The organism is Curtobacterium sp. C2H10, assembly GCF_025407985.1.
In the GTDB taxonomy this organism is placed as follows: Bacteria; Actinomycetota; Actinomycetes; order Actinomycetales; family Microbacteriaceae; genus Curtobacterium.
The window spans coordinates 159,881-179,576 of the sequence record NZ_JABXGF010000001.1; the positions used below are offsets into that span (position 1 = coordinate 159,881).

Below are 19,696 nucleotides of genomic sequence, written 5' to 3' on the forward strand. Positions count from 1 at the left end.
TCAGACCACCGACCACCCGCCGTCGCTCGGCAGCACCGCGCCGTTCACGTTGGCCGAGTCGTCGCTGAGCAGCCACGTGATCGCCGCCGCGAGCTGCTCGGGCTGCGCCACCGGCGGGATCGTCGTCTGCATGATCGGCCCCACCCGTCCGGCCGCGTACTCGCTGCGCATCGGCGCCTCGATGTTCGTCGCCACCGCACCGGGCGCGACGGCGTTGGCGCGGATGCCCTGCGGCCCGTGGAAGAACGCGACGCTCTTCGTGAACCCGGCGATCGCGTGCTTCGACGCCGTGTACGCAGCACCCGCGGCCGACGCCCGGAGCGCCGCCTCGGACGCCACGTTCACGACCGCACCGCGTCCGGCGGCGATCATCAGCGGCAGGACCGCTCGGGTGAGCCGCATCGGCCCGGTGACGTTCACGCTGAAGACGCGGTCCCAGGTCGCGTCGTCGACCTCGCTCGGCGGGAGGAACGCGTCCATGATGCCGGCGACGTTCGCGAGCCCGTCGACCCGGTCGCCCGCGGCGGCGAGGAGCGCGTCGATCGTCTCGGGCGCGGCGACGTCGCCGACGACGGTCTCGACGTCGAGGCCGGCGGCGTCGACGAGTTCGGCGCGCAGCACATCGAGCCGTTCGGCGACGACGTCGGTGGCGATCACCCGCCCGCCCTCGTTCGCGATGCGCGTCGCCGTGGCGCGTCCGATGCCGGAACCCGCTCCGGTGACGATGATGGTCCTGCCGGTGAACCGTCCGGCGGTGGTGTCGGTCATGTCGTCTCCTCACTGAGAGGCGCTCGCTGCGCCACCACAGTTGTAGCACTCAGTGCCGAAAGGAATCCATGAGCTCGACGAGCGACCGGCCGACCGGACGCCCGCGGACGATCGACCCCGCCGCGGTGTCGCTCGTGGCCCTGCGGCTCTTCGACGAGCAAGGCTTCGACGCCGTCTCGATGGACGACGTCGCGACGGCCGCCGGGGTCAGCCGCCGCTCGTTGTTCCGGCTCTTCCCGAGCAAGGCCTCGCTCGTGTGGGGCGGCCTCGACGAGTTCGCGGTGCGCTTCACCGACGAGCTCCGCCTCCGGCCGGCGTCCGAGTCCGCGTGGGTCGCGCTCCGCGCCGCGTACCGGGTCGGTGCCACGTTCCCGGACGACACGATCGAGATCACCCGCCACCGCCTGCGGGTCATCCGCGCGAACCCTTCCCTCGAGCGCGGCGGGGAGGCCGCGTCCACGGCCCTCACCGGGGTGATCGAGCGGTTCGTGGCCGAGCGGGACGGCGGCTCGGTCGACGATCTCGCGACGCGGGTCCGCGCACACGCCCTCGCGGCGGCGGCGAGCACGGCGCTCACGTGGTGGGCGACGCACGGCGAGGGCCGCCCCGAGGACGTCGTCGACGAGGCACTCGCGCTGTTCGGGTGACGGACGGGAGGCGCAGTGCGGGCCCGCACCGCGCCTCCCGTCCGTCAACGGTCGCGCCCACTGCCCACTGACGCCCGTCAGACCCGGCTCTCGATGCGCTTGCCGCGCACGTCGCGCGAGAGCGCGTCGATGCGCGCCAGGTCGTCGGCCGTGAGGACGACACCGGCCGCCGCCACGTTCTGCGCGACCCGGTCGGGGTTCTTCGACCCCGGGATCGGGACGACGTCGTCCCGCTGCGCCAGGATCCACGCGAGGGACAGCTGCGAGAGCGAGACGCCGTGTTCGTCGGCGATCGCGGTCAGCGCCCGGACGACCGCGACGTTCTGGTCGAAGTGCTCCGGCGCCCACCACTCGAGCATGTGCCGGATGTCGTCCTCGGGGTAGGCGGACCGCGGCTGGACGGCCCCGCCGAGGAACCCGCGCGCGAGCGGCGAGTAGGCGACGAGCCCGATGTCGAGCTCGTCGACGAGCGGGAAGAGTTCCTCGGACTCCCGGGCGAACACGGAGTACTCGGTCTGGAACGCCGAGATCGGGTGCACGGCGTGGGCCCGACGGAGCTGGTCGCCGTCGGTGTTCGAGAGCCCGAGGTACTTGACCTTGCCGGCCTGCACGTACTCCGCCATCACGCCGACGACGTCCTCGATCGGCACCGCCGGGTCGTGGACGTGCTGGTAGAGGAGGTCGATCGAGTCGGTGCCGAGGTTCCGCAGGCTCTGGTCGACGACCTCGCGGATGTGCTCGGGGCGGGAGTCGGGCGCCCAGTCGTCCGCGGTGAAGCCGAACTTGGTGGCGATGGTGACCTCGTCGCGGACGGGCGCCAGGGCCGCACCGAGGAGTCGTTCCCCGGCACCCCACCCGTACATCTCGGCGGTGTCGAAGTGGGTGACGCCGAGGTCGTGCGCGCGACGGATCGCCGCGATGGACTCGGTGTCGTCGGCGGGCCCGTACGCGAAGACCGTCCCCATCGCGCCGTAGCCGATGGATCCGACCGTGAGGCCCTGGGTCCCGAGAGTGCGCTGCTGCATGTGCCGTCCTTCCGTCGTGTCTGGCGACGCAGATGACACTGTACGCCCGTTCTGTCAGTCTCTGACAACTTGGTCATGTTCCGCCTCCCTCGGTACGATGCCGTCGTGGGTGAGACGAGCGCGCGGACCGGTCTGCGGGACATCACGCGCGAAGCCGTGCGCGCGCGGATCGCGGCGGTCGCCGTCGCCCGGTTCGACCGCGACGGGTTCGACGCCGTCACCGTCGAGCAGATCGCGGCCGAGGTCGGCATCTCGGCGCGGAGCTTCCACCGGTACTTCCCGGCGAAGGAGGACGCCGTCATCGGCGATCCGCTGCGACACCGGGGTGCGCTCGCGGACGCGCTCCGGGAGCGTCCGGACGACGAACCGGCGTGGACCGCGCTGCGCGAGGCGTTCGTCGGCATGATGGTCCGCGCCGACGAGGACCCCGAGTCCGGTCGGCGGTCGGTCCGCGTCATGATGTCGACGCCGTCGCTCCGCGCCCGCAACCTCGAGAAGCACCTCGCCTGGGCGGACGTCCTGACACCGATCCTGACCGAGCGGCTGCGCGCCGGGGGCCCCGACGGCGCCGAGCTCGGTGCGGCCGTCCTCGTGCAGGCCGCGCTCGGGTGCTTCGACGTCGCGATCGCCACCTGGTCCGTCACCGACGAGGACGCTCCGGCCCTGCTCCGCCGGACGTTCGACACGCTCGCCGCGGCGGTCTGAGCGGTAGGGTCCGGGGCATGAACGTGAACGGGCCCTCGCCCTACTTCCAGTTCGACGGCACCGCGCTCCAGGCACTCGGGCGCTGGCAGGACGTCTTCGGCGGCGAGCTCAGCATCGCCACCTTCGCGGACTTCTCGCGCACCGACGGCCCCGCCGACGCGGTCGCGCACGGGCAGCTCACCGGCGGCGGCATCACGCTGTTCGCCGCCGACGCCCCGACCGGCGAGACCTCGTTCTCGGCGACCGGGCTGCTCTTCTCCCTGCTCGGCGCCGCCGAACCCGACGTGCTCCGCGGCTGGTTCGACGACCTCGCCTCGGACGGCACCGTCGTGGACCCGCTGCAGGAACGTCCGTGGGGCGACTGGGACGGCACCGTGCGGGACGTCTTCGGCGTCACGTGGCTGATCGGCTTCGAGGCGGCGGCACTCGCGTGACCGACCGTCCCACCGTGCTCTTCGTGTGCGTGCACAACGCCGGCCGGTCCCAGATGGCCGCCGGCTACCTGCAGCACCTCGCGGGCGACCGCGTCCGGGTGTTCTCGGCCGGCAGCGAACCGGCCGACCGTGTCAACGCCGTCGCGGTCGAGGCCATGGCGGAGGAGGGCATCGACATCGCGACCGCCGTCCCCGCCGTGCTCGAGACCGACACCGTGCGGGAGTCCGACGTCGTCATCACGATGGGCTGCGGCGACGCGTGCCCGGTGTTCCCCGGGAAGCGCTACGAGGACTGGGAGCTCGACGACCCGGCCGGGCAGCCGATCGACCGCGTCCGCCCCGTCCGGGACGCCATCCGCGCGCGGGTCGAGCAGCTGATCGCGACCCTCTGAGCAGGAATCCCGACGCTACCGCTCGTCGAGCGCCAGCAGCGGTGCCCAGTACGCATCGGGCCCGTCGGCGACCACGGCGTCCGGTTCGAAGCGGAAGCCGTAGCCGCGGACGAAGTCGAGGGCCGCTGCCTGCTCCCCCGCCGCGTCGTCGTCCGCCTCGTCGAAGAGGTACTCGCCGTGCCCCATCCGGACGCCCGAGTCGCTGATCACCGTGAGGTCCCAGCGGCCCTCCTCGGCACGTTCGATCCGCACGACGGCGGCCTGCTCAGCGGTGAAGTCAGCCATGCGGCGAGCATACGGACGTCACGCGTCAGGCGCTCAGCTTCGAGTTGGCCGACCGGCGAGAGAGTGACGGGAGCGCCCCGAACTGGGGCCGGGTGATCTGGCTCAACGAACATGAACCATCTCTCACCTTGCGATACTGATCGGTATGACAACACCCGAGCCGCAGGGGGGCGGCACGTCACCGACTCCTCCCCCGTACCAGCCGCACGCCCCGGCAGGCCAGACCTTCGCTCCGTACCCCGGCGCCCCCACTCCGCAACAGCGCTCTGCCGGACTCGCGATCGCCGCGTTGGTCGTCGGGATCGTGGCGTTCGTGTTCGGATGGGTCCCCGTGTTCGGCGCGATCGTCGGCGTGGTCGCCGTCGTTCTCGGCGCGATCGCTCTCCGGAAGCGTCAGTCGAAGGGTCTCGCCATCACGGGCCTCGTCCTCGGCGCCGTGGCCACCATCACGTCGATCACCTTCGCGGCCGGACTCGGTGCGTTGGTCGGCACTGCATCCGACTCGGCGACGCAATCGTCCGTCGTCGCGGAGTCGGCCACCCCGGCGCCGGTCGCGGCCGAGGAGTCCGAGAGCGCCTCCCCCTCGGAGAGCTCCGAGTCCGAGCAGTCCGAGGCCCCCTCCGAGAGCACCGAGGCTGCGCCCGCGACGCCCGTGGAGTACACCTCCGCCCTCGTCAAGGCCGAGAGCTACTCCGAGATGATGCACATGAGCAAGGCGGGCATCTACGACCAGCTCACCTCGGAGTACGGCGAACAGTTCTCCGCCGAGGCAGCGCAGTACGCGATCGACCACGTGCAGGCGGACTGGAACGCGAACGCGCTCGAGAAGGCGAAGAGCTACCAGGAGGACATGTCGATGTCCCCCGCCGCGATCCGCGACCAGCTGGTCAGTGAGTACGGCGAGAAGTTCCTGCCGGCCGAGGCCGACTACGCGATCGCGCACCTCAACGACTGACACCGGAACGAGCAGCGGAGGCCCTGTCGAACGACGGGGCCTCCGCTGTATCGTCTGCCCATGGCGACGGTGCGGCAGGTGCAGGTGACGTTCGACTGCGCGGACCCCGAGCGGGTGGCGCGCTTCTGGTGCGAGGTCCTCGGCTACGTGGTGCCGCCGCCACCGGAGGGGTTCGACTCGTGGGACGCCTTCGACCGGGCGCTGCCCCCGGAGCACCGCGGCTCGGCGTTCGCGTGCGTGGACCCGACCGGCGTCGGCCCGCGGCTGTTCTTCCAGCGCGTGCCGGAGGGCAAGGTCGTGAAGAACCGCGTGCACCTCGACGTCCGGGTCGGCAGCGGGCTCGTCGGCGCCGAACGGCTCGCCGCCCTCGACGCCGAGAGCGACCGGCTCGTCGCCCTCGGCGCCACCCAGTTCCGCCGCATGCTCGCCGACGAGGTCAACGAGTCGTGCATCGTCATGCAGGACGTCGAGGGCAACGAGTTCTGCCTCGACTGAGACCGGTCAGGCGACGGGGCCGTACACCGGCGTCTCGGCCTGGTCGAGCTCGAGCTCCGCGGTCTGCTGGATGAGTGCGAGCAGATCGGCGTCGAGCCCCGGCGCGAACTCCTCGAGCCGCTCCGGCGCGATGAACGACGGCACCCCGGCGGGTGCCTGCTCGGACGCGTCGAGATGGGTGTCGTCGTTCGACGGGGAGGCGCCGCGGAAGATCTTCGCGGCCTCGGACGCACCGTCGAGGTCGAAGCTGTACTGCTTGCTCTGCAGCCCCAGGTCGACGAGCGCCTTGACCTCGGGGAAGGCCTCGGCGTTGGTCTTCGGGATCGGCAGGAGCTTCCCCCAGTCGACGCCGAGGGCCTCGAGCGCCTTCGCGTAGGCGTTCTCGTGCGCCTGGTCGCGCACGATCAGGTACGCGATGGTGCTGCGAGCGGTCGGGTTGTCGGTCATCTCGTAGATCCGGCACTTCTGCAGGCGGCCGGTCGACTCGAGCATGAGGTTGTAGAGCAGGTCGAGCGGCAGGTTGCCGGAGTTGTACACGTAGCTGCCGCTCCACGGGTTCCCGGCGGCGTCGACCGGCAGGGCTCCCTGGGCACCGACGAGGTAGTGGTGGATGTTGCCCGTGTCGAGCGCGATGTGCAGCGGGGTCGCCCCCTTCGCCCCGGGGGTGTCGAGCGGGTCGGTGAGCGTGCCGGAGTACTCGGGAGCACCGTCGAGCAGCCGTGAGATCGTGGTGCCGATGAGCTCGACGTGACTGATCTCCTCGGTCCCGACGCCCTGGATGAGGTCGCGGAACGGCTTCGCGGCCGGACCCCGGAAGTTCATCGCCTGGAACAGGTACTGCATCATCGTGCGCATCTCGCCGAACTGCCCGCCGAGTCCCTCCTGCAGGGCGTTGGCGGCCGCGGGGTCCGGTTCGCCGTCGGCGATCTCGTTGATCCAGGTCTGTGCGTGGAAGTACATGTGGTCCTCCGTCCGAGCGACGGATCCGCCGCTGTCCTCACGGTCCTCGGGGGCGTCTGGCAGCCCGTACGGAACAGCCGCCGAACGCAGTCGTGTCCGTGGTCGGGTGCGCGAACTGCGTCGCGATGTGACCGATCGGGGACGACATGCGCGACACTGGTCGGACATGGTCCACGATGTCGCGCCGATCCACGTCGATCGCCGGGGGTCCTCCCTCGACGACGCCGTGGCGCTGTACGAGCGGGTGTACGACAGCCGTGACATCCACATCGGCGATGCTGCACGCGACGGGTTCGCCTTCCGCTTCCGGGCCGTCGGTGACCAGGACGTGGTGGTGGGCACCTCGGACGTGGCGGCACGACGGTGGGGCACGATCGTCCCCGGTCACGACTACGTCCTGGCGTGGGCGACCGGCCCCGGCATGACGATCGACACCGGGACCCGCGACCCGGTGCAGCTGCTGCCCGGCATCCCGGTGATGTACCCGGTCGGTCGCGACTTCACGTTCGAGGGGCTCCCCTCCGGACAGCACTCGGTCCGGTTCGGTGGCGCGTTCCTCGAGTCGATCGCCGCTGCGCGCCGCGGCGACGACGAGCCGCGGCAGCTCGCGTTCCGCCGCACGCTGGGGGTGGACGCGCTGCGGCTGCTCCGCAGCCGGATCGGCGAGGCCGCACCGCGCCTCCTGGACCCGACCGCGCCGGAGACGGTCCGCGCACGCTGGAACCAGTCGATCGCGGACGCCGTGGCGGCGGCGTTCGACGCGACGCCGTCGTCGGCGCCCACGGTGGCGGTCGGGTCGTCGACGATCCGGTTCGCCAAGGAGTGGATGGTCGCGAACGCCCGCCGGCCGCTCACGGTCGCCCAGGTGAGCGCTGCTGCCGGGGTGAGCGCACGGGGACTGCAGGCCGCCTTCCAGCGGAACGTCGGCGTCCGCCCGATGCAGTTCCTGCGCGAGGCCCGGCTGCACGGGGTCCGCGCCGAACTGCTCGCGGGCGACCCCGAGCGTGTGACGGTCGCCGAGGTCGCGCTGTCGTGGGGGTTCAACCACCTCGGGCGGTTCTCCGGGTACTACGCCGAGGTGTACGGGGAGTCCCCCTCGCAGACCCTGCGCCGACGGGACGCGCCGAGGCCCTAGTCTGAGCGCATGTCAGTCGGTCTGCTCGCCATCGTCGACGACGTGCTCTCCGCGGCCCTCAAGGCCAGCGCCAAGACCGCTGGCGTCGTGATCGACGACGCCGCGGTGACCCCGCAGTACGTGCAGGGGCTCTCGCCCGCGCGCGAGCTGCCGGTCGTGGGGCGGATCGCACTCGGCAGCCTCTTCAACAAGTTCGTCATCATCATCCCGCTCGCGCTGCTGCTCACGGCGTTCGCGCCGTGGGTGCTGCCGTGGCTGCTGCTGCTCGGCGGCACCTACCTGTGCTTCGAGGGGGCCGAGAAGGTCACCGAGTGGTTCGGCGCGCACCACGTCAGCGAGTCCGAGGAGACCGTCGCCGAGCCGAAGCTCGTGTTCGGGGCGATCCGCACGGACCTCATCCTCAGCACCGAGATCATGCTCATCGCCCTCGCCGGACTCGACCCCGACCTCGGGCTCTGGCCGACGCTCGGCGCGCTCATCGTCATCGGGCTCGTCATGACCGGGGCGGTCTACGGCGCCGTGGCCCTGCTCGTGAAGATCGACGACATCGGGCTGCAGATGATGAAGAACAGCGTCCGTCGCACGAGACGGACGGGCGCGCGGATCGTCCGCGCCATGCCGACCGTGTTCCGTGTGATCGGCGTCGTCGGCACGGTGGCCATGCTCTGGGTGGGCGGACACCTCGTGATCGCGAACCTGGCGGAGACCTTCTGGCACGGCCCGTACGACCTGCTGCACGCGATCGAGCACGGCATCGAGGCGACCGGGCCGGTCGTCACGTGGATCGTGGACACCGCGGTGTCGGCGGTGGTCGGGCTCCTGCTCGGCCTGGTGGTCGTCGCCGTCGTGCTGGGCATCGGACGGCTGCGCGGCCGCACCCGCTGAGCGGCCGCGGCCGCCCCGGTCCCCGCGTCGGTCAGCGGCGCCGGCGCCCGGTCAGTTCCAGATCGCGATCCAGTCCACGCTGACGTGCCCGACCGCGCTCGCCGGGATCGCCCCGCCGTTCGTGGTGGTCTCCGCCTGCATGGTCACGCGGAAGGCCGTCGTCGGCACCGCCTTGGTGGTCGACGAGACGAGCTTGCCGTCCCAGTAGAACCGGACGATGCCCTTGTCCCACTCGGTCGTCGCGACGTGCCAGCCGGTGCTGTCCGAGGGCGCGAAGGTCTCCTTGCCCGGTTCGAACCGCATGCCGAGCGGCGTCCAGCTGCCCGGGACCGCCGAGGCCGGGCGGGGGCGGGCACCGAGGTCGGCCTCGGGCCAGTCGATCTCGCCCTCGTTCCAGTCGTCGCTCGACGGCCAGAGGATCGTCGAGAACTTGTAGCCCTGGGTCTTCGTGGTCTTGTACCGGATCGACACCCGACCCGTCTTGTGCGGGGCGTACCCGTCGGGCATGATCGCCGCGACGAGGGGCTGGCCCTTCTCGGTGTGCAGCGCGAAGTCGAGCACGCCGCCCTTCACGCTCAGGACCTTCGACGGCGCGTACTTCCCCTTGCCGGTCGTGTCCGTGAAGCCGTCGTAGAGACCGATCCGCGGGTACGTCGCCGCGAACTTGCCGACCGGCGCGGCACTGTCGAACCCGGCGCGGAACGTCTGCTTCCAGGTCCGGCCGTTCGTGGTGACGTTCGTCTTCGGGATCGTCCGGCCGTCCGGCACGGTCGAGGTCGCCTTCGACGAGGCGGGGAGGGCCGCTGCTCCGGCGGGCGCGCCGGCAGCGAGGCTGGTCGCGGCGACGAGTGCGATCGAGAGCGCGGCGACGAGGACGGACGGGGACCGCATGCTGACTGCCTCCTGCGTGGGGGTGTGCGTGTGTTGCGATGGCCGTGGTGCTTGTGCGATGGAGTATCGGGCGTCGCTGCTCGTCGGTTAGTCGATTCCCGGCCTGGATCCCCCGGCGTTCAGGTTCGCTGTACCCGACGTACCCGTCTACCCCCGATCGGTACAGCCTTCGCTGTACTGTGGGTGCATGCTGCTCGTCGCTCCACGCCTCGAGGTGATGAACCGCCTCGGCCGCGCCCTCGCCGATCCGACCCGCGCGCGGATCCTCCTCCGCCTGCTCGAGTCCCCCCGGTACCCCGCCGTGCTCGCCGACGACCTCGGGACCACCCGGGCGAACGTGTCGAACCACCTGGCGTGCCTCCGCGGGTGCGGGATCGTCGTGGCCGTGCCGGAAGGCCGCCGGACCCGCTACGAGATCGCGGACGCGCACCTCGCCCGTGCACTCGAGTCGCTCGTCGACGTCGTGCTGGCGGTCGACGACGGCGCGCCGTGCACCGACGACGCCTGTGCCGTGCCGCTCTGCTGCGGGCCGGGCGCATGAGCGCCGCGCTGCCCCTCGGGCCGCGTCCGACGGCCGTCCGGAGCGCGGTGCTGCGCCGCCGGATCCGATGGATCGTCGCCGCCACCATCACGTACAACGTCGTCGAGGCCGTCGTCGCGATCAGCGCCGGTTCGGTCGCGTCGTCCACCGCCCTGATCGGCTTCGGCCTGGACTCGATCGTCGAGGTGCTCTCCGCGGCCGCGGTCGCGTGGCAGTTCGCGGCGCCCGACCCCGAGCGGCGCGAACGGACGGCGCTCCGCGTGATCGCCGTCTCGTTCTTCGGGCTCGCCCTGTACGTCTCGGTCGACGCGGTGCTGACGCTGACCGGACTGCGCGAGCCGGAGCACAGCACGGTCGGCATCGTGCTCGCCGCGGTCAGCCTGGCCGTGATGCCGTTCCTCAGCTTGCTCGAACGGCGCACGGGCCGCGAGCTCGGTTCGGCGTCGGCCGTCGCGGACTCGAAGCAGACCCTGGTGTGCAGCTACCTCTCCGCCGCCGTCCTGGTCGGCCTACTGCTGAACACCCTGTTCGGCTGGACCTGGGCGGACCCGGTGGCCGGGCTCGTCGTCGTTGTGTTCGCGGTCCGGGAAGGGCTCGAGGCCTGGCGGGGCGACGCGTGCAAGCAGCCCGTCGCCGCGCTCACCGGCGAGCGCGAGGTCGAGGCCTGCGACTGCTGCTGAGGCGAACGACGGTCGTCAGATCTCGACGTCGCTGCCCATCGTCACGGTGCGGTGCGCCGGCAACCCGAAGCGGGCAGCCGGGTCGGCGGCGTTGTGCGCCAGCCCGACGAAGAGCTTCTTGCGCCAGCCGACCATGCCCCGGTTCCCCGCCACCGGCCGGAGTGCGCCGCGCGAGATGAAGTACGACGCGTTCGCCATCTCCTCGGGGTCGACGTCGAGCACCTCGGCCAGGCAGGCCGCGTGCAGGGCCTTCGGCAGGTCCTGGTCGTCCGAGAAGCCGAACTTGATCGTGATGTGGTCGATGCCGTCGTCCTCGTAGCCGAGGTCGTCACGGAAGAAGGCCTTGGCGTGCGGCACGTGGGGCACGTTCGCGGTGATGACGGACACGATGACGACCGTCCGGTGCACCACGTGGTTGTGCTCGACGTTCGCCCGGAGCGCCAGCGGCGTCGTCTCCTTGTTGGGGTGCGGGAAGATCGCGACACCCTGCACGCGCGGGATGCCCTTCGTGTTGATCTTCTCGATGAAGTCGGCGAGGGACCCCTCGCGCTCCTTGCGCTCCTCCTGCACGAGCTGCCGGCCGCGACGCCACGTGGTCATGAGCGTGATCACCGCGAGCGCGATCAGCAGCGGGACCCATCCGCCGTGCAGGATCTTCGACAGGTTGCCGGCGAGGAACGTCAGCTCGAGCCCGCCGAACGCCACCGCGGCGACGACGAGCTTCCACGTCTTCCAGTGCCACAGCGGCTTCACCACGAGCAGCAGCAGGAGCGTGTCGACGACGAGCGCACCGGTGACGGAGACCCCGTACGCGGTGGCGAGGCTCGCCGAGGAACGGAACGCGAGCATGACGGCCATCACGCCGATGAACAGCAGGAGGTTGACGGCCGGCAGGTAGATCTGGCCGCCCTCCTGTCGGGAGGTCTGCCGGATGGTGAGCGGCGGCAGCAGGCCGAGCTGCACGGCCTGGCGGCTCAGCGAGAACGCCCCGGAGATGACCGCCTGGCTCGCGATGACGGTGGCCATCGTCGCGAGGATCACGACCGGGATCTGCAACGCGCTCGGGAAGAGCAGGAAGAAGGGGTCCTTCGCCGCCCCGGGCTGGTTGAGCACCAGCGACGCCTGGCCGAGGTAGTTCAGCACGAGGGCCGGGAAGACGACGAAGAACCAGGCGCGGAGGATCGGCGTCCGCCCGAAGTGGCCCATGTCGGCGTAGAGGGCCTCGGCGCCGGTGATGACCAGCACGACCGCGCCCATCGCGACGAACGTGATGTACGGGTGCGCGATGAGGAACGCGATGGCCCACGTGGGCGAGAGCCCCTGCAGGACGCCCGGGTGCGCCAGGATGTGCGGCACCCCGGCGGCGGCGATGACGACGAACCAGAGCAGCATCACGGGGCCGAACAGGTTGCCGACCTTGCCCGTGCCGACCCGCTGCACCGCGAACAGCACCACGAGGATGACCGCCGCGATCGGCACGATGAGGTGGCCGACGCTCGGAGCGGCGGTCTGCAGCCCCTCGACGGCCGAGAGCACGGACACCGCCGGGGTGATGACGGAGTCGCCGTAGAACAGCGAGACGCCGACGATCCCGATGACGAGGAAGATCGTCGCTCCCCCGCGGCGCTTCGCGTAGAGGCGCCGGGCGAGTGCGGCGAGCGCCATCACCCCGCCCTCGCCGTTGTTGTCGGCGCGCATGAGCACGAGGACGTACTTGATCGACACGATGATCGTGATGCTCCAGAACATCATCGAGATCACGCCGTAGACGTCCTCCTGGTTGGCCTGCACGATGCCGCCGTCGATCGTGAACACGGTGCGCAGCGCGTACAGCGGGCTCGTACCGATGTCGCCGAAGACGACGCCGAGGGCGGCCAGGGCGAGGGCGGCGATGCCCTTCGCGGGGCCGTGGGTGCCGGCGTCATCGGAGGTCTCGGTCGTCGGGGTCTGAGAGCGGGTCTCGGTCACGCTCGTCACTTCCGTCTCTTCGCCGTCGGGCGACGGCCGCGGATCATCATCGCACCCGTTCGGCCGGAGCGCTCGCAGCGGGCGCACATGCGCACTCCGGCGGGATCGGGTGCGTTCCCCGGACGAACCCGCCTCCGCCGGAGGAACCTGTGCGGGCCGGAATGCCCGGGGGCGCCGGACACCGCGCACGTCGAGGAACGCGGTCGTACCGTCGGGACAGGACTCCAGGAGGAACCATGAACTTCGACGGCTTCGACCCCGCGGGACTGATCGTCTTCTGCGTGGCGGTGGTGCTGGTCTTCGGCGGACTGATCTCGAGCCGACGGCGCCACTGACGCCCGGCCCTCGGCCCGCGGCCCTCGCCCCTCGGCCTGCGGCGTTCAGGCCCGGTCGGCCCGTTCCTCCGACTCCAGCTCCGTCGCGACGACCGCCGCGAAGGCGTCCGCTCCGAAGTGGTCGTCCGCCGTCACGGTGACGACCGTGTCGCCGTCGAAGAGCAGCATCTGCCCGTACGCGCCGTGCAGCCGCCAGAGTCGGCCGGGGCCGCCCCACCCCGCCATCGCGTACCGCTCGTAGCCGGGGCCCGTGCCGTCGCGCTCGACCCAGTCGGTGTGCATCGCGTCGCACCAGCGTGCGCCCACGATGCGACGCCCCGCGAACTCCCCGCGGTCGCGCACCAGTCGGCCGATCCGTGCGAGTTCGCCGGTGCGCAGCGCCAGGCCCTCGCCGCCGACGACGTACCCGTTCGGGCAGCGTGCCCACGGCACGTCCTCGATCCCGAGCGGGTCGAACAACCGCCGGGCGACGAACGCGCCGACGTCGCCGACGCGGGTCTCGAGGACCCGCATCGCCGTGTACGTGCTCGCGTTCGCGTACTGGAACACCCGGCCGCGCGAGGGGCGCCCGAGGAACTCGGCCGCGAGGTCCGGCCAGTCGGTGAGCTCCGTCTCGGACCACGGCATGTCGACACCGCTCGTCATGGTGAGCAGGTGCCGGAGCGTGACCGCGTCCGTGCCCGCCCCGAAGCGGACGGCGGGCAGGAGGGTCGACACCGGGACGTCCACGTCGACGAGTCCGTCGTCGGCGGCGATCCCGGTGGCGAGGACCGCGATCCCCTTGGCGACGGAGTGGACCTCGCGGCGGACGTCGGGCGTCCAGTGGTGCTCGGCGGCGTCGTCCCCGACGAGGACGTGGAGGCCGTGGGCGGCGAAGCCGGTGGCGTCGACGTGACGGACGAGGGCGTCGAGGAGGTCGGTCGCGGTGCGCACCCGGCCATCCTCTCGCGGACGCGACCGCGAACGGACGCCACCGCGGACGGACGGGAGGCGCGGTGCCAGCCGGCACCGCGCCTCCCGTCCGTCATCGGGTCGCGTCGCGACCCGCACTCCGGTCGTCAGCGACGGCGGAAGTAGCCGTTCGCGCCACCGACGAACATGAGGATGGTCGCGACGATGACCGCGATGCCACCGATCCAGCCGAAGGCGTTCGAACCGGACGCCGCGCCGACACCGACGTTGAGGACCTGCAGGATCGCGAGCACGAGCAGGACGATGCGCGCCCAGTTGCGGCCGTCGCGCATCTTGAAGACGATGATGAGCTCGACGATGGCGATGATGAAGCTGATGATCGCGCCAGCGACCACCGGCCCGGTCCCGACGGCGTTCGCTGCGGCCGCGCCACCGCCGCCCGCGACGAGCACGACGATGCCGCTGATGATGTTCGCGAGGACGACCACCAGCCAGATCACGAACGAGACGGTGACGGTGGTCGGACGTCCCGACCGGGTTGTACCTGACATGCTTGCTCCTTCTGCCGCGATCGCGTCCAGCGACCTCACTGTGAACGTACAGCCCTGACGGAAGTTTGTCCGGTGTCCCTGCGGACACGGCCGGGAAGCGCACGCCAGGATGGGGGTGCAGCACACCGACGAGGAGGACCCGTGGACAAGGCCCAGTACTCGCAGCCCATCCGGGAGTACATCGAGCAGCTCCGGACCGAGGGCTACAGCGTCGCCGACGGGCACACCGCCGACCCGGACCTCATCGATCCGTACGGCAACCCGGTCCTGACCTGGCGCGACGACTACCCCTACGACGAGCGCCTCGGCCGCGAGGAGTACGAGTACCAGAAGTACCACCTGCAGATCGAACTGCTGAAGTGCCAGTACTGGCTCGAGGACACCGGGCAGAAGGCGGTCGTCCTCTTCGAGGGTCGCGACGCCGCGGGCAAGGGCGGCACCATCAAGCGGTTCACGGAGCACCTCAACCCCCGGACCTCCCGCGTCGTCGCACTGAGCAAGCCGAGCGAACGCGAGCGCGGCGAGTGGTACTTCCAGCGCTACGTGCAGTACCTGCCGTCGGCGGGCGAGATGGTCCTGTTCGACCGTTCCTGGTACAACCGCGCCGGCGTCGAGCGGGTGATGGGGTTCTGCTCCGACGACGAGTACGAGTCCTTCATGACGCAGGTGCCCCAGTTCGAGCGGATGCTCGTCGACTCCGGCATCCACCTCACGAAGTTCTGGTTCTCGGTCACCCGCCGCGAGCAGCGCACCCGGTTCGCGATCCGGCAGCTCGACCCCGTGCGGCGCTGGAAGCTGTCCGACATCGACCTGCTCTCGCTCGACCGGTGGGACGAGTACACCGAGGCGAAGACCGCCATGTTCGCCCGGACGAGCAAGCGGTACGCACCGTGGACGATCGTCCGGTCGAACGACAAGAAGCGCGCTCGCCTGAACGCGATGCGGTACTTCCTGACGCAGTTCGACTACCCGGACAAGGCGGTGGACGTGATCGGCCGGCCCGATCCGCTCATCGTCCGGCGCGGGAAGCGGGACGTCGACGTGGAGTAGGGGCGGCCAGGAGGCGCGGTGCCGGCCCGCAGCGCTGGGCGCGGTCGGAGCACGGCCTGGTTGGGTGGTCGCATGCGCCGCCCCGACACCGTCACCGTCGTCGTGCCGGTCCTCGACGACGCGGACCAGCTCCGCCGGTGCCTCGCGGCGTTGGCTCGCCAGACGCGGCTGCCCGACGAGGTGGTCGTCGTCGACAACGGCAGCTCGGACGACAGCGCGGCCGTCGCTTCCCAGGCCGGTGCCCGCGTGCTGCACGAACCCGTCCGGGCGATCGCCGCGGCGGCGTCCCGGGGCTACGACGCGGCGACGGGCACCCTGATCGCCCGGCTGGACTCGGACTCCTGCCCGGGTCCGGACTGGCTCGAGCGGGCGCTCCTGCACTTCGACGACGACCGCGTCGTGGCGGTGACCGGACCGGGCGAGTTCCGCGGGCTCGGTCGTCTCGAGCGGGCGTTCTGGCACGTGGCGTACATGCGCGCCTACTTCGCCCTGATGACGGCGGCGCTGTGGCGGCCGCCGTTGTTCGGTTCGAACCTGGTCATCCGGCGCCGCGCCTGGGAGGCCGTCCGGTCCCGCGTGCACCGGTACGACGCCGACGTCCACGACGACGTCGACCTGTCCGTGCAGCTCGATCCCGCGTGGCCGGTGGTGCTCGACCGTTCCCTCGTGATGTCCGTGTCGGGCGAGCCCGTCCGCGACCTGCCCGGCCTCGTCGTGCGCACGCGGAAGGCGCTCCGGACCCTGGCGCTCGGCGGGTTCCGGGTCCTGCCGGTCGTCCGGGCCGTGCGGCGGTGCTGGGCGACGCCCCGTGCCGTGCCCGGTGCCGTGGTCGAGCGCGTCCACGGACCGGACGTCGTGGAACCGCTCGAGGAGGTGCCGGCGTCGTGAGCGACTCCCCGCTCGTCGGGCCGCGGTCCGCCCCGGACCTGCACGTCCTGTCCCTCAACGTCCGCCGACGCGTCCCGCACCGTCGGACCGACCACCCCGACGCCTGGACGCACCGCCGCGGTGCCGTGCTCGAGCTGCTCGGGTCCGAGTCCCCGCACCTCGCCGCCCTGCAGGAGGTCCTGCCCGACCAGGAGCGCTGGCTCACGGATCGGTTGCAGCCCCGGTGGACCGCGGTGCTCCGGGGTCGCGGGCGCCGTGGCGACGGGGAGCGCGTCGGGATGCTGGTCGACACCGACCGTCTGCGGATCATCGGCGAGCACGTCCGGGCGCTGTCCCGACGGCCGCAGCGGATCGGGAGCCGGTCGTGGGGCACCCTGTTCCCCCGGGTCGCCGTCGGCCTCCAGCTCGACGACCGCGTCACCGGCACGCGCTTCCTCGCCGTGTCCGTGCACCTCGACGTCGCATCGCCCCTGGCACGCCGGCGGTCGGCGGAGCTCCTCGTCCGGTGGGCGGACGAGGCCGGGCTCCCGGTCGTCGTGCTCGGCGACGCGAACGCCCCCGCCGACAGTGCTCCGCACCGGGTCCTCACCGACGCGGGGTTCGCGGACACCTGGACGACGGCGGCCTCGCACGCGTCCGAGCAGTGGGGCACGCACTTGGGCTACCGCGCTCCCCGGCGGGGCGGACGCCGGATCGACTGGATCCTGGCCCGCGGTGCCGACGGGGTGCGTGCCGCCGTGTCGGCGGCGGCCGTGTCGACGCGCCGACCGAGCGGGGTGTGGCCGTCCGACCACGCCGCCGTGCAGGCCGTGCTCCGGTGGGAGGCAGCGTGACCACGACCACCGCGGACCACCGCGTGATCGACCGGCTCGGTGCGACGTTCCTCCGCCGACCCCGCGGGGCCGAGGTCGTCGCCGACGCCGTCCGTGCGGTGACGCTGGTGAGCCTCCCGGTCGCCACGATCGGGTGGGGCTGGATCGCGTTCGCCGTGCTCCTGCTCGCACTGCTCGGGGTCGTCGTCCCCCGCGTGCTCGGACTCCGACCCGCCGTCGACACCGCCGTGTGCGCACTGGCGCTCGTCGCCGGGTGGAGCAGCGTCCTCGGCTGGTACACGTCGGTGTTCCTGTGGGACAAGGTCGTGCACTTCGTGCTGCTCGCCGCGTTGACCGCGGTGCTCTGGGTGATCGCGAGCGACACCGGGGTGCTGCGCACGGGCGACCGGGTCGGCCGGGTCCAGGCGGTCGTCGTCGCCGGCGTGCTGTCGCTGGCGATCGGATCCGTCTGGGAGATGTTCGAGTTCCTCGGGCACACCTTCCTCGACCCGACCATCTACGTCGGCTACGAGGACACCATCGGGGACCTGGCCGCCGACGTCGGGGGCGGGGTGCTCGCTGGGCTCCTGCTGCCCTGGGCCGTGCGGGACCGCCGGGTCGTCGCGCCTCCAGTCCGGGACGCTGCGTCCGCAGCGTCGGTGCTCTCAGCTCCGGAGGAACGCGAGGATGTCCGGGTTGACGATGTCGGCGTGGGTCGTCAGCATGCCGTGCGGGTACCCCTCGTAGATCTTGAGCGTGGCGTCGGCGAGGAGCTCCGCCTGCTTCAGCGACGCGTCCCGGTACGGCACGACCTGGTCGTCGTCGCCCTGCAGGACGAGGACGGGGACGGTGATGGCCCTGAGGTCCTCCGTCTGGTCGGTCTCCGAGAACGCCTTGATGCCCTCGTAGTGCGCGAGCGCGCTGCCCGTCATGCCCTGACGCCACCAGTTCGCGATGACCGGCTCCGACGGCGTCGCACCGTCACGGTTGAAGCCGTAGAACGGGCCGGAGGCGACGGCCTGGAAGAACTCGGCACGGTTGGCGGCGAGCGCCTCGCGGAACCCGTCGAAGACCGAGATGTCGGTACCGTCGGGGTTCGCCTCGGTCGTGACCATGAGCGGCGGCACCGCCGCGACGAGGACGGCCTTGGCGACCCGGCCCTGCGGCTGGCCGTACTGGGCGACGTACCGGGCGACCTGGCCGCCACCGGTCGAGTGGCCGATGTGGATCGCGTCGTGCAGGTCGAGGTGTTCGACCACGGCGGAGACGTCGCTCGCGTAGTGGTCCATGTCGTGGCCGGTGCCGATCTGCGACGAGCGTCCGTGGCCGCGGCGGTCGCTGGCGATGACGCGGTAGCCCTCGGCCAGGAAGTACAGCATCTGCGCGTCCCAGTCGTCCGAGGACAGCGGCCAGCCGTGGTGGAACACGATCGGCTGCGCGTCGTGGCTCCCCCAGTCCTTGAAGTAGATCTCTGCACCGTCGTCGGTGGTCACGTATCCCATGGTGGTCTCCCTGTGGTTGTTCGGTGGTTCTCGGTCGGTCGGTCGAGGGGCCGGGGTCAGCTGACCGCGGCGAGGGCGGTGGTGATGACCGCGGCGACCTCGGCGGGGTGGGTCTGCATCACGAGGTGGGGGGCGTCGATCTCGACGACCTCGCGGACGCCGGCGCGCTGGTACCCGAAGCGCTCGACGTCGGGGTTGATGGTGTGGTCGGCGCTGGAGACGATGCCCCAGGACGGCTTGGTCTTCCACGCGGCCGCCGATGCCGGCTCGCCGAACGCGACGGCGGAGAGCGGACGTTGCGACACCGCGAGCACCTGCGCCTCGGCCAGTGCGAGCCCGTCCGCGAAGACGGCGGGGAAGGCGTCGACGGCGACGGAGACGTCCGTGCCGGGCTCGCCGCCGTCCACGGGGTAGGGCGCGTACACGAGGTTCGCGGCGAGGTCGCTGTCCGGGAAGCCGCCCTGCAGGGCCCCGAGGCTCTCGCCCTCCTCGAGCGCGTACGCGGCGACGAAGACGAGGCCGACGACGTTCTCGGCGACACCGGCCACGGTCAGGATCGCGCCGCCGTACGAGTGCCCGGCGAGCAGGACCGGTCCGTCGATCTGCTCGACGAACGACCGGATGTAGGCCGCGTCGCCGGAGAGGCTGCGGTTGAAGACGGGCGGGACGAGGACGTGGTGACCCTGGTCGAGGAGGAGCCTCGTCACCGGGGCCCAGCTGGAGGCGTCGGCGAATGCTCCGTGGACGAGGACGATGGTGGGTGATCCGGGCATGGTGCGGTCCTTCCGGGTCCGCAGCGGGAGGCGCGGACCTGCTTCGTCGAGGGCGGTGCCTGGTGGCGCTGACGACGCTAGGGGCGCGCGGTACAGGTGCACATCGG

At 71.6% G+C, this 19,696-nt stretch carries 23 protein-coding genes; 13 read left to right on the top strand and 10 right to left on the bottom strand.

The features are described from left to right. A complete protein-coding gene (locus HWD93_RS00730) occupies positions 1–768 on the bottom strand; it encodes an SDR family NAD(P)-dependent oxidoreductase (RefSeq protein ID WP_261645733.1) in 768 nt (255 codons plus the stop codon). A gap of 68 nt (positions 769–836) precedes the next feature. Here HWD93_RS00730 and HWD93_RS00735 point away from each other — a divergent pair, with 68 nt between their 5' ends. Further along, positions 837–1,415, top strand: coding sequence for a TetR/AcrR family transcriptional regulator (locus HWD93_RS00735; protein ID WP_261645734.1), 579 nt, complete (start codon positions 837–839; stop codon positions 1,413–1,415). Between the two features lie 77 nt (positions 1,416–1,492). On the opposite strand, the gene HWD93_RS00740 is transcribed toward HWD93_RS00735, so the two are convergent. After that, on the bottom strand, positions 1,493–2,440 hold the full coding sequence (locus tag HWD93_RS00740; RefSeq protein WP_261645735.1) for an aldo/keto reductase: 948 nt from the start codon (positions 2,438–2,440) through the stop codon (positions 1,493–1,495). A 105-nt stretch (positions 2,441–2,545) separates the two neighbouring features. Here HWD93_RS00740 and HWD93_RS00745 point away from each other — a divergent pair, with 105 nt between their 5' ends. From HWD93_RS00745 to HWD93_RS00755, 3 genes are read left to right on the top strand one after another with little or no spacing between them, the layout of a single operon-like run. Beyond that, complete coding sequence (locus tag HWD93_RS00745) at positions 2,546–3,145, top strand: TetR family transcriptional regulator (RefSeq protein WP_261645736.1); 600 nt, start codon at positions 2,546–2,548, stop codon at positions 3,143–3,145. 17 nt (positions 3,146–3,162) lie between these two features. Continuing rightward, positions 3,163–3,579 (top strand): VOC family protein, encoded by a 417-nt coding sequence (locus HWD93_RS00750; protein ID WP_175495971.1) that lies wholly within the window; start codon positions 3,163–3,165, stop codon positions 3,577–3,579. After that, positions 3,576–3,971, top strand: coding sequence for an arsenate reductase ArsC (locus HWD93_RS00755; protein ID WP_261645737.1), 396 nt, complete (start codon positions 3,576–3,578; stop codon positions 3,969–3,971). Before HWD93_RS00750 ends, HWD93_RS00755 begins: the two co-directional genes overlap by 4 nt. Before the next feature lie 15 nt (positions 3,972–3,986). Here HWD93_RS00755 and HWD93_RS00760 read toward each other — a convergent pair whose 3' ends face one another. Beyond that, positions 3,987–4,256 (bottom strand): hypothetical protein, encoded by a 270-nt coding sequence (locus HWD93_RS00760; protein WP_070416867.1) that lies wholly within the window; start codon positions 4,254–4,256, stop codon positions 3,987–3,989. Positions 4,257–4,401: 145 nt separating this feature from the next. Between HWD93_RS00760 and HWD93_RS00765 the strand changes: the two genes are divergently transcribed. Further along, on the top strand, positions 4,402–5,211 hold the full coding sequence (locus HWD93_RS00765; protein ID WP_261645738.1) for an Ltp family lipoprotein: 810 nt from the start codon (positions 4,402–4,404) through the stop codon (positions 5,209–5,211). 60 nt (positions 5,212–5,271) lie between these two features. Then, on the top strand, positions 5,272–5,706 hold the full coding sequence (locus tag HWD93_RS00770; RefSeq protein WP_070416875.1) for a VOC family protein: 435 nt from the start codon (positions 5,272–5,274) through the stop codon (positions 5,704–5,706). A gap of 6 nt (positions 5,707–5,712) precedes the next feature. Here the strand turns inward: HWD93_RS00770 and HWD93_RS00775 are convergent, their stop codons facing one another. Beyond that, positions 5,713–6,666, bottom strand: a complete 954-nt coding sequence (locus HWD93_RS00775) for a manganese catalase family protein (protein ID WP_261645739.1) — start codon at positions 6,664–6,666, stop codon at positions 5,713–5,715. Positions 6,667–6,832: 166 nt separating this feature from the next. Between HWD93_RS00775 and HWD93_RS00780 the strand changes: the two genes are divergently transcribed. Beyond that, complete coding sequence (locus HWD93_RS00780; protein WP_070416877.1) at positions 6,833–7,801, top strand: helix-turn-helix transcriptional regulator; 969 nt, start codon at positions 6,833–6,835, stop codon at positions 7,799–7,801. A 9-nt stretch (positions 7,802–7,810) separates the two neighbouring features. After that, positions 7,811–8,686, top strand: coding sequence for a DUF808 family protein (locus tag HWD93_RS00785; protein WP_071301770.1), 876 nt, complete (start codon positions 7,811–7,813; stop codon positions 8,684–8,686). A gap of 51 nt (positions 8,687–8,737) precedes the next feature. On the opposite strand, the gene HWD93_RS00790 is transcribed toward HWD93_RS00785, so the two are convergent. Further along, on the bottom strand, positions 8,738–9,577 hold the full coding sequence (locus HWD93_RS00790; protein ID WP_070416879.1) for a glycoside hydrolase family 16 protein: 840 nt from the start codon (positions 9,575–9,577) through the stop codon (positions 8,738–8,740). Positions 9,578–9,764: 187 nt separating this feature from the next. On the opposite strand from HWD93_RS00790, the gene HWD93_RS00795 reads away from it, so the two are divergent. Both HWD93_RS00795 and HWD93_RS00800 read left to right on the top strand, forming a co-directional pair. Then, on the top strand, positions 9,765–10,118 hold the full coding sequence (locus HWD93_RS00795; protein ID WP_071295328.1) for a helix-turn-helix transcriptional regulator: 354 nt from the start codon (positions 9,765–9,767) through the stop codon (positions 10,116–10,118). Next, positions 10,115–10,798 carry a cation diffusion facilitator family transporter gene (locus HWD93_RS00800; RefSeq protein ID WP_071301769.1) on the top strand — a complete coding sequence of 228 codons (684 nt, stop codon included), beginning with the start codon at positions 10,115–10,117 and terminating at the stop codon, positions 10,796–10,798. Before HWD93_RS00795 ends, HWD93_RS00800 begins: the two co-directional genes overlap by 4 nt. Before the next feature lie 15 nt (positions 10,799–10,813). Here HWD93_RS00800 and HWD93_RS00805 read toward each other — a convergent pair whose 3' ends face one another. The 3 genes from HWD93_RS00805 to HWD93_RS00815 form a co-directional block, all read right to left on the bottom strand. Continuing rightward, entirely contained in the window at positions 10,814–12,775 is a 1,962-nt protein-coding gene (locus tag HWD93_RS00805) for a potassium transporter Kup (RefSeq protein ID WP_261645740.1), read from the bottom strand. A gap of 371 nt (positions 12,776–13,146) precedes the next feature. Continuing rightward, the gene (locus HWD93_RS00810) at positions 13,147–14,034 is read right to left on the bottom strand and encodes a serine hydrolase domain-containing protein (protein WP_261645741.1); all 888 of its coding nucleotides are present in this window, start codon (positions 14,032–14,034) and stop codon (positions 13,147–13,149) included. Positions 14,035–14,159: 125 nt separating this feature from the next. Then, entirely contained in the window at positions 14,160–14,564 is a 405-nt protein-coding gene (locus HWD93_RS00815; RefSeq protein ID WP_261645742.1) for a hypothetical protein, read from the bottom strand. A gap of 141 nt (positions 14,565–14,705) precedes the next feature. On the opposite strand from HWD93_RS00815, the gene ppk2 reads away from it, so the two are divergent. The 3 genes from ppk2 (at position 14,706) to HWD93_RS00830 (ending at position 17,335) form a co-directional block, all read left to right on the top strand. Beyond that, positions 14,706–15,614 carry a polyphosphate kinase 2 gene (gene ppk2, locus HWD93_RS00820; protein ID WP_070416884.1) on the top strand — a complete coding sequence of 303 codons (909 nt, stop codon included), beginning with the start codon at positions 14,706–14,708 and terminating at the stop codon, positions 15,612–15,614. A 72-nt stretch (positions 15,615–15,686) separates the two neighbouring features. After that, the gene (locus HWD93_RS00825; protein WP_261645743.1) at positions 15,687–16,502 is read left to right on the top strand and encodes a glycosyltransferase family 2 protein; all 816 of its coding nucleotides are present in this window, start codon (positions 15,687–15,689) and stop codon (positions 16,500–16,502) included. Then, positions 16,499–17,335 carry an endonuclease/exonuclease/phosphatase family protein gene (locus tag HWD93_RS00830; RefSeq protein ID WP_261645744.1) on the top strand — a complete coding sequence of 279 codons (837 nt, stop codon included), beginning with the start codon at positions 16,499–16,501 and terminating at the stop codon, positions 17,333–17,335. The genes HWD93_RS00825 and HWD93_RS00830 overlap by 4 nt, the downstream gene beginning before the upstream one ends. Positions 17,336–17,979: 644 nt before the next feature. Here HWD93_RS00830 and HWD93_RS00835 read toward each other — a convergent pair. Then, the gene (locus HWD93_RS00835) at positions 17,980–18,816 is read right to left on the bottom strand and encodes an alpha/beta fold hydrolase (protein WP_261645745.1); all 837 of its coding nucleotides are present in this window, start codon (positions 18,814–18,816) and stop codon (positions 17,980–17,982) included. Positions 18,817–18,872: 56 nt separating this feature from the next. Further along, a complete protein-coding gene (locus tag HWD93_RS00840; RefSeq protein WP_071295148.1) occupies positions 18,873–19,589 on the bottom strand; it encodes an alpha/beta fold hydrolase in 717 nt (238 codons plus the stop codon). Positions 19,590–19,696 lie beyond the last annotated feature (107 nt).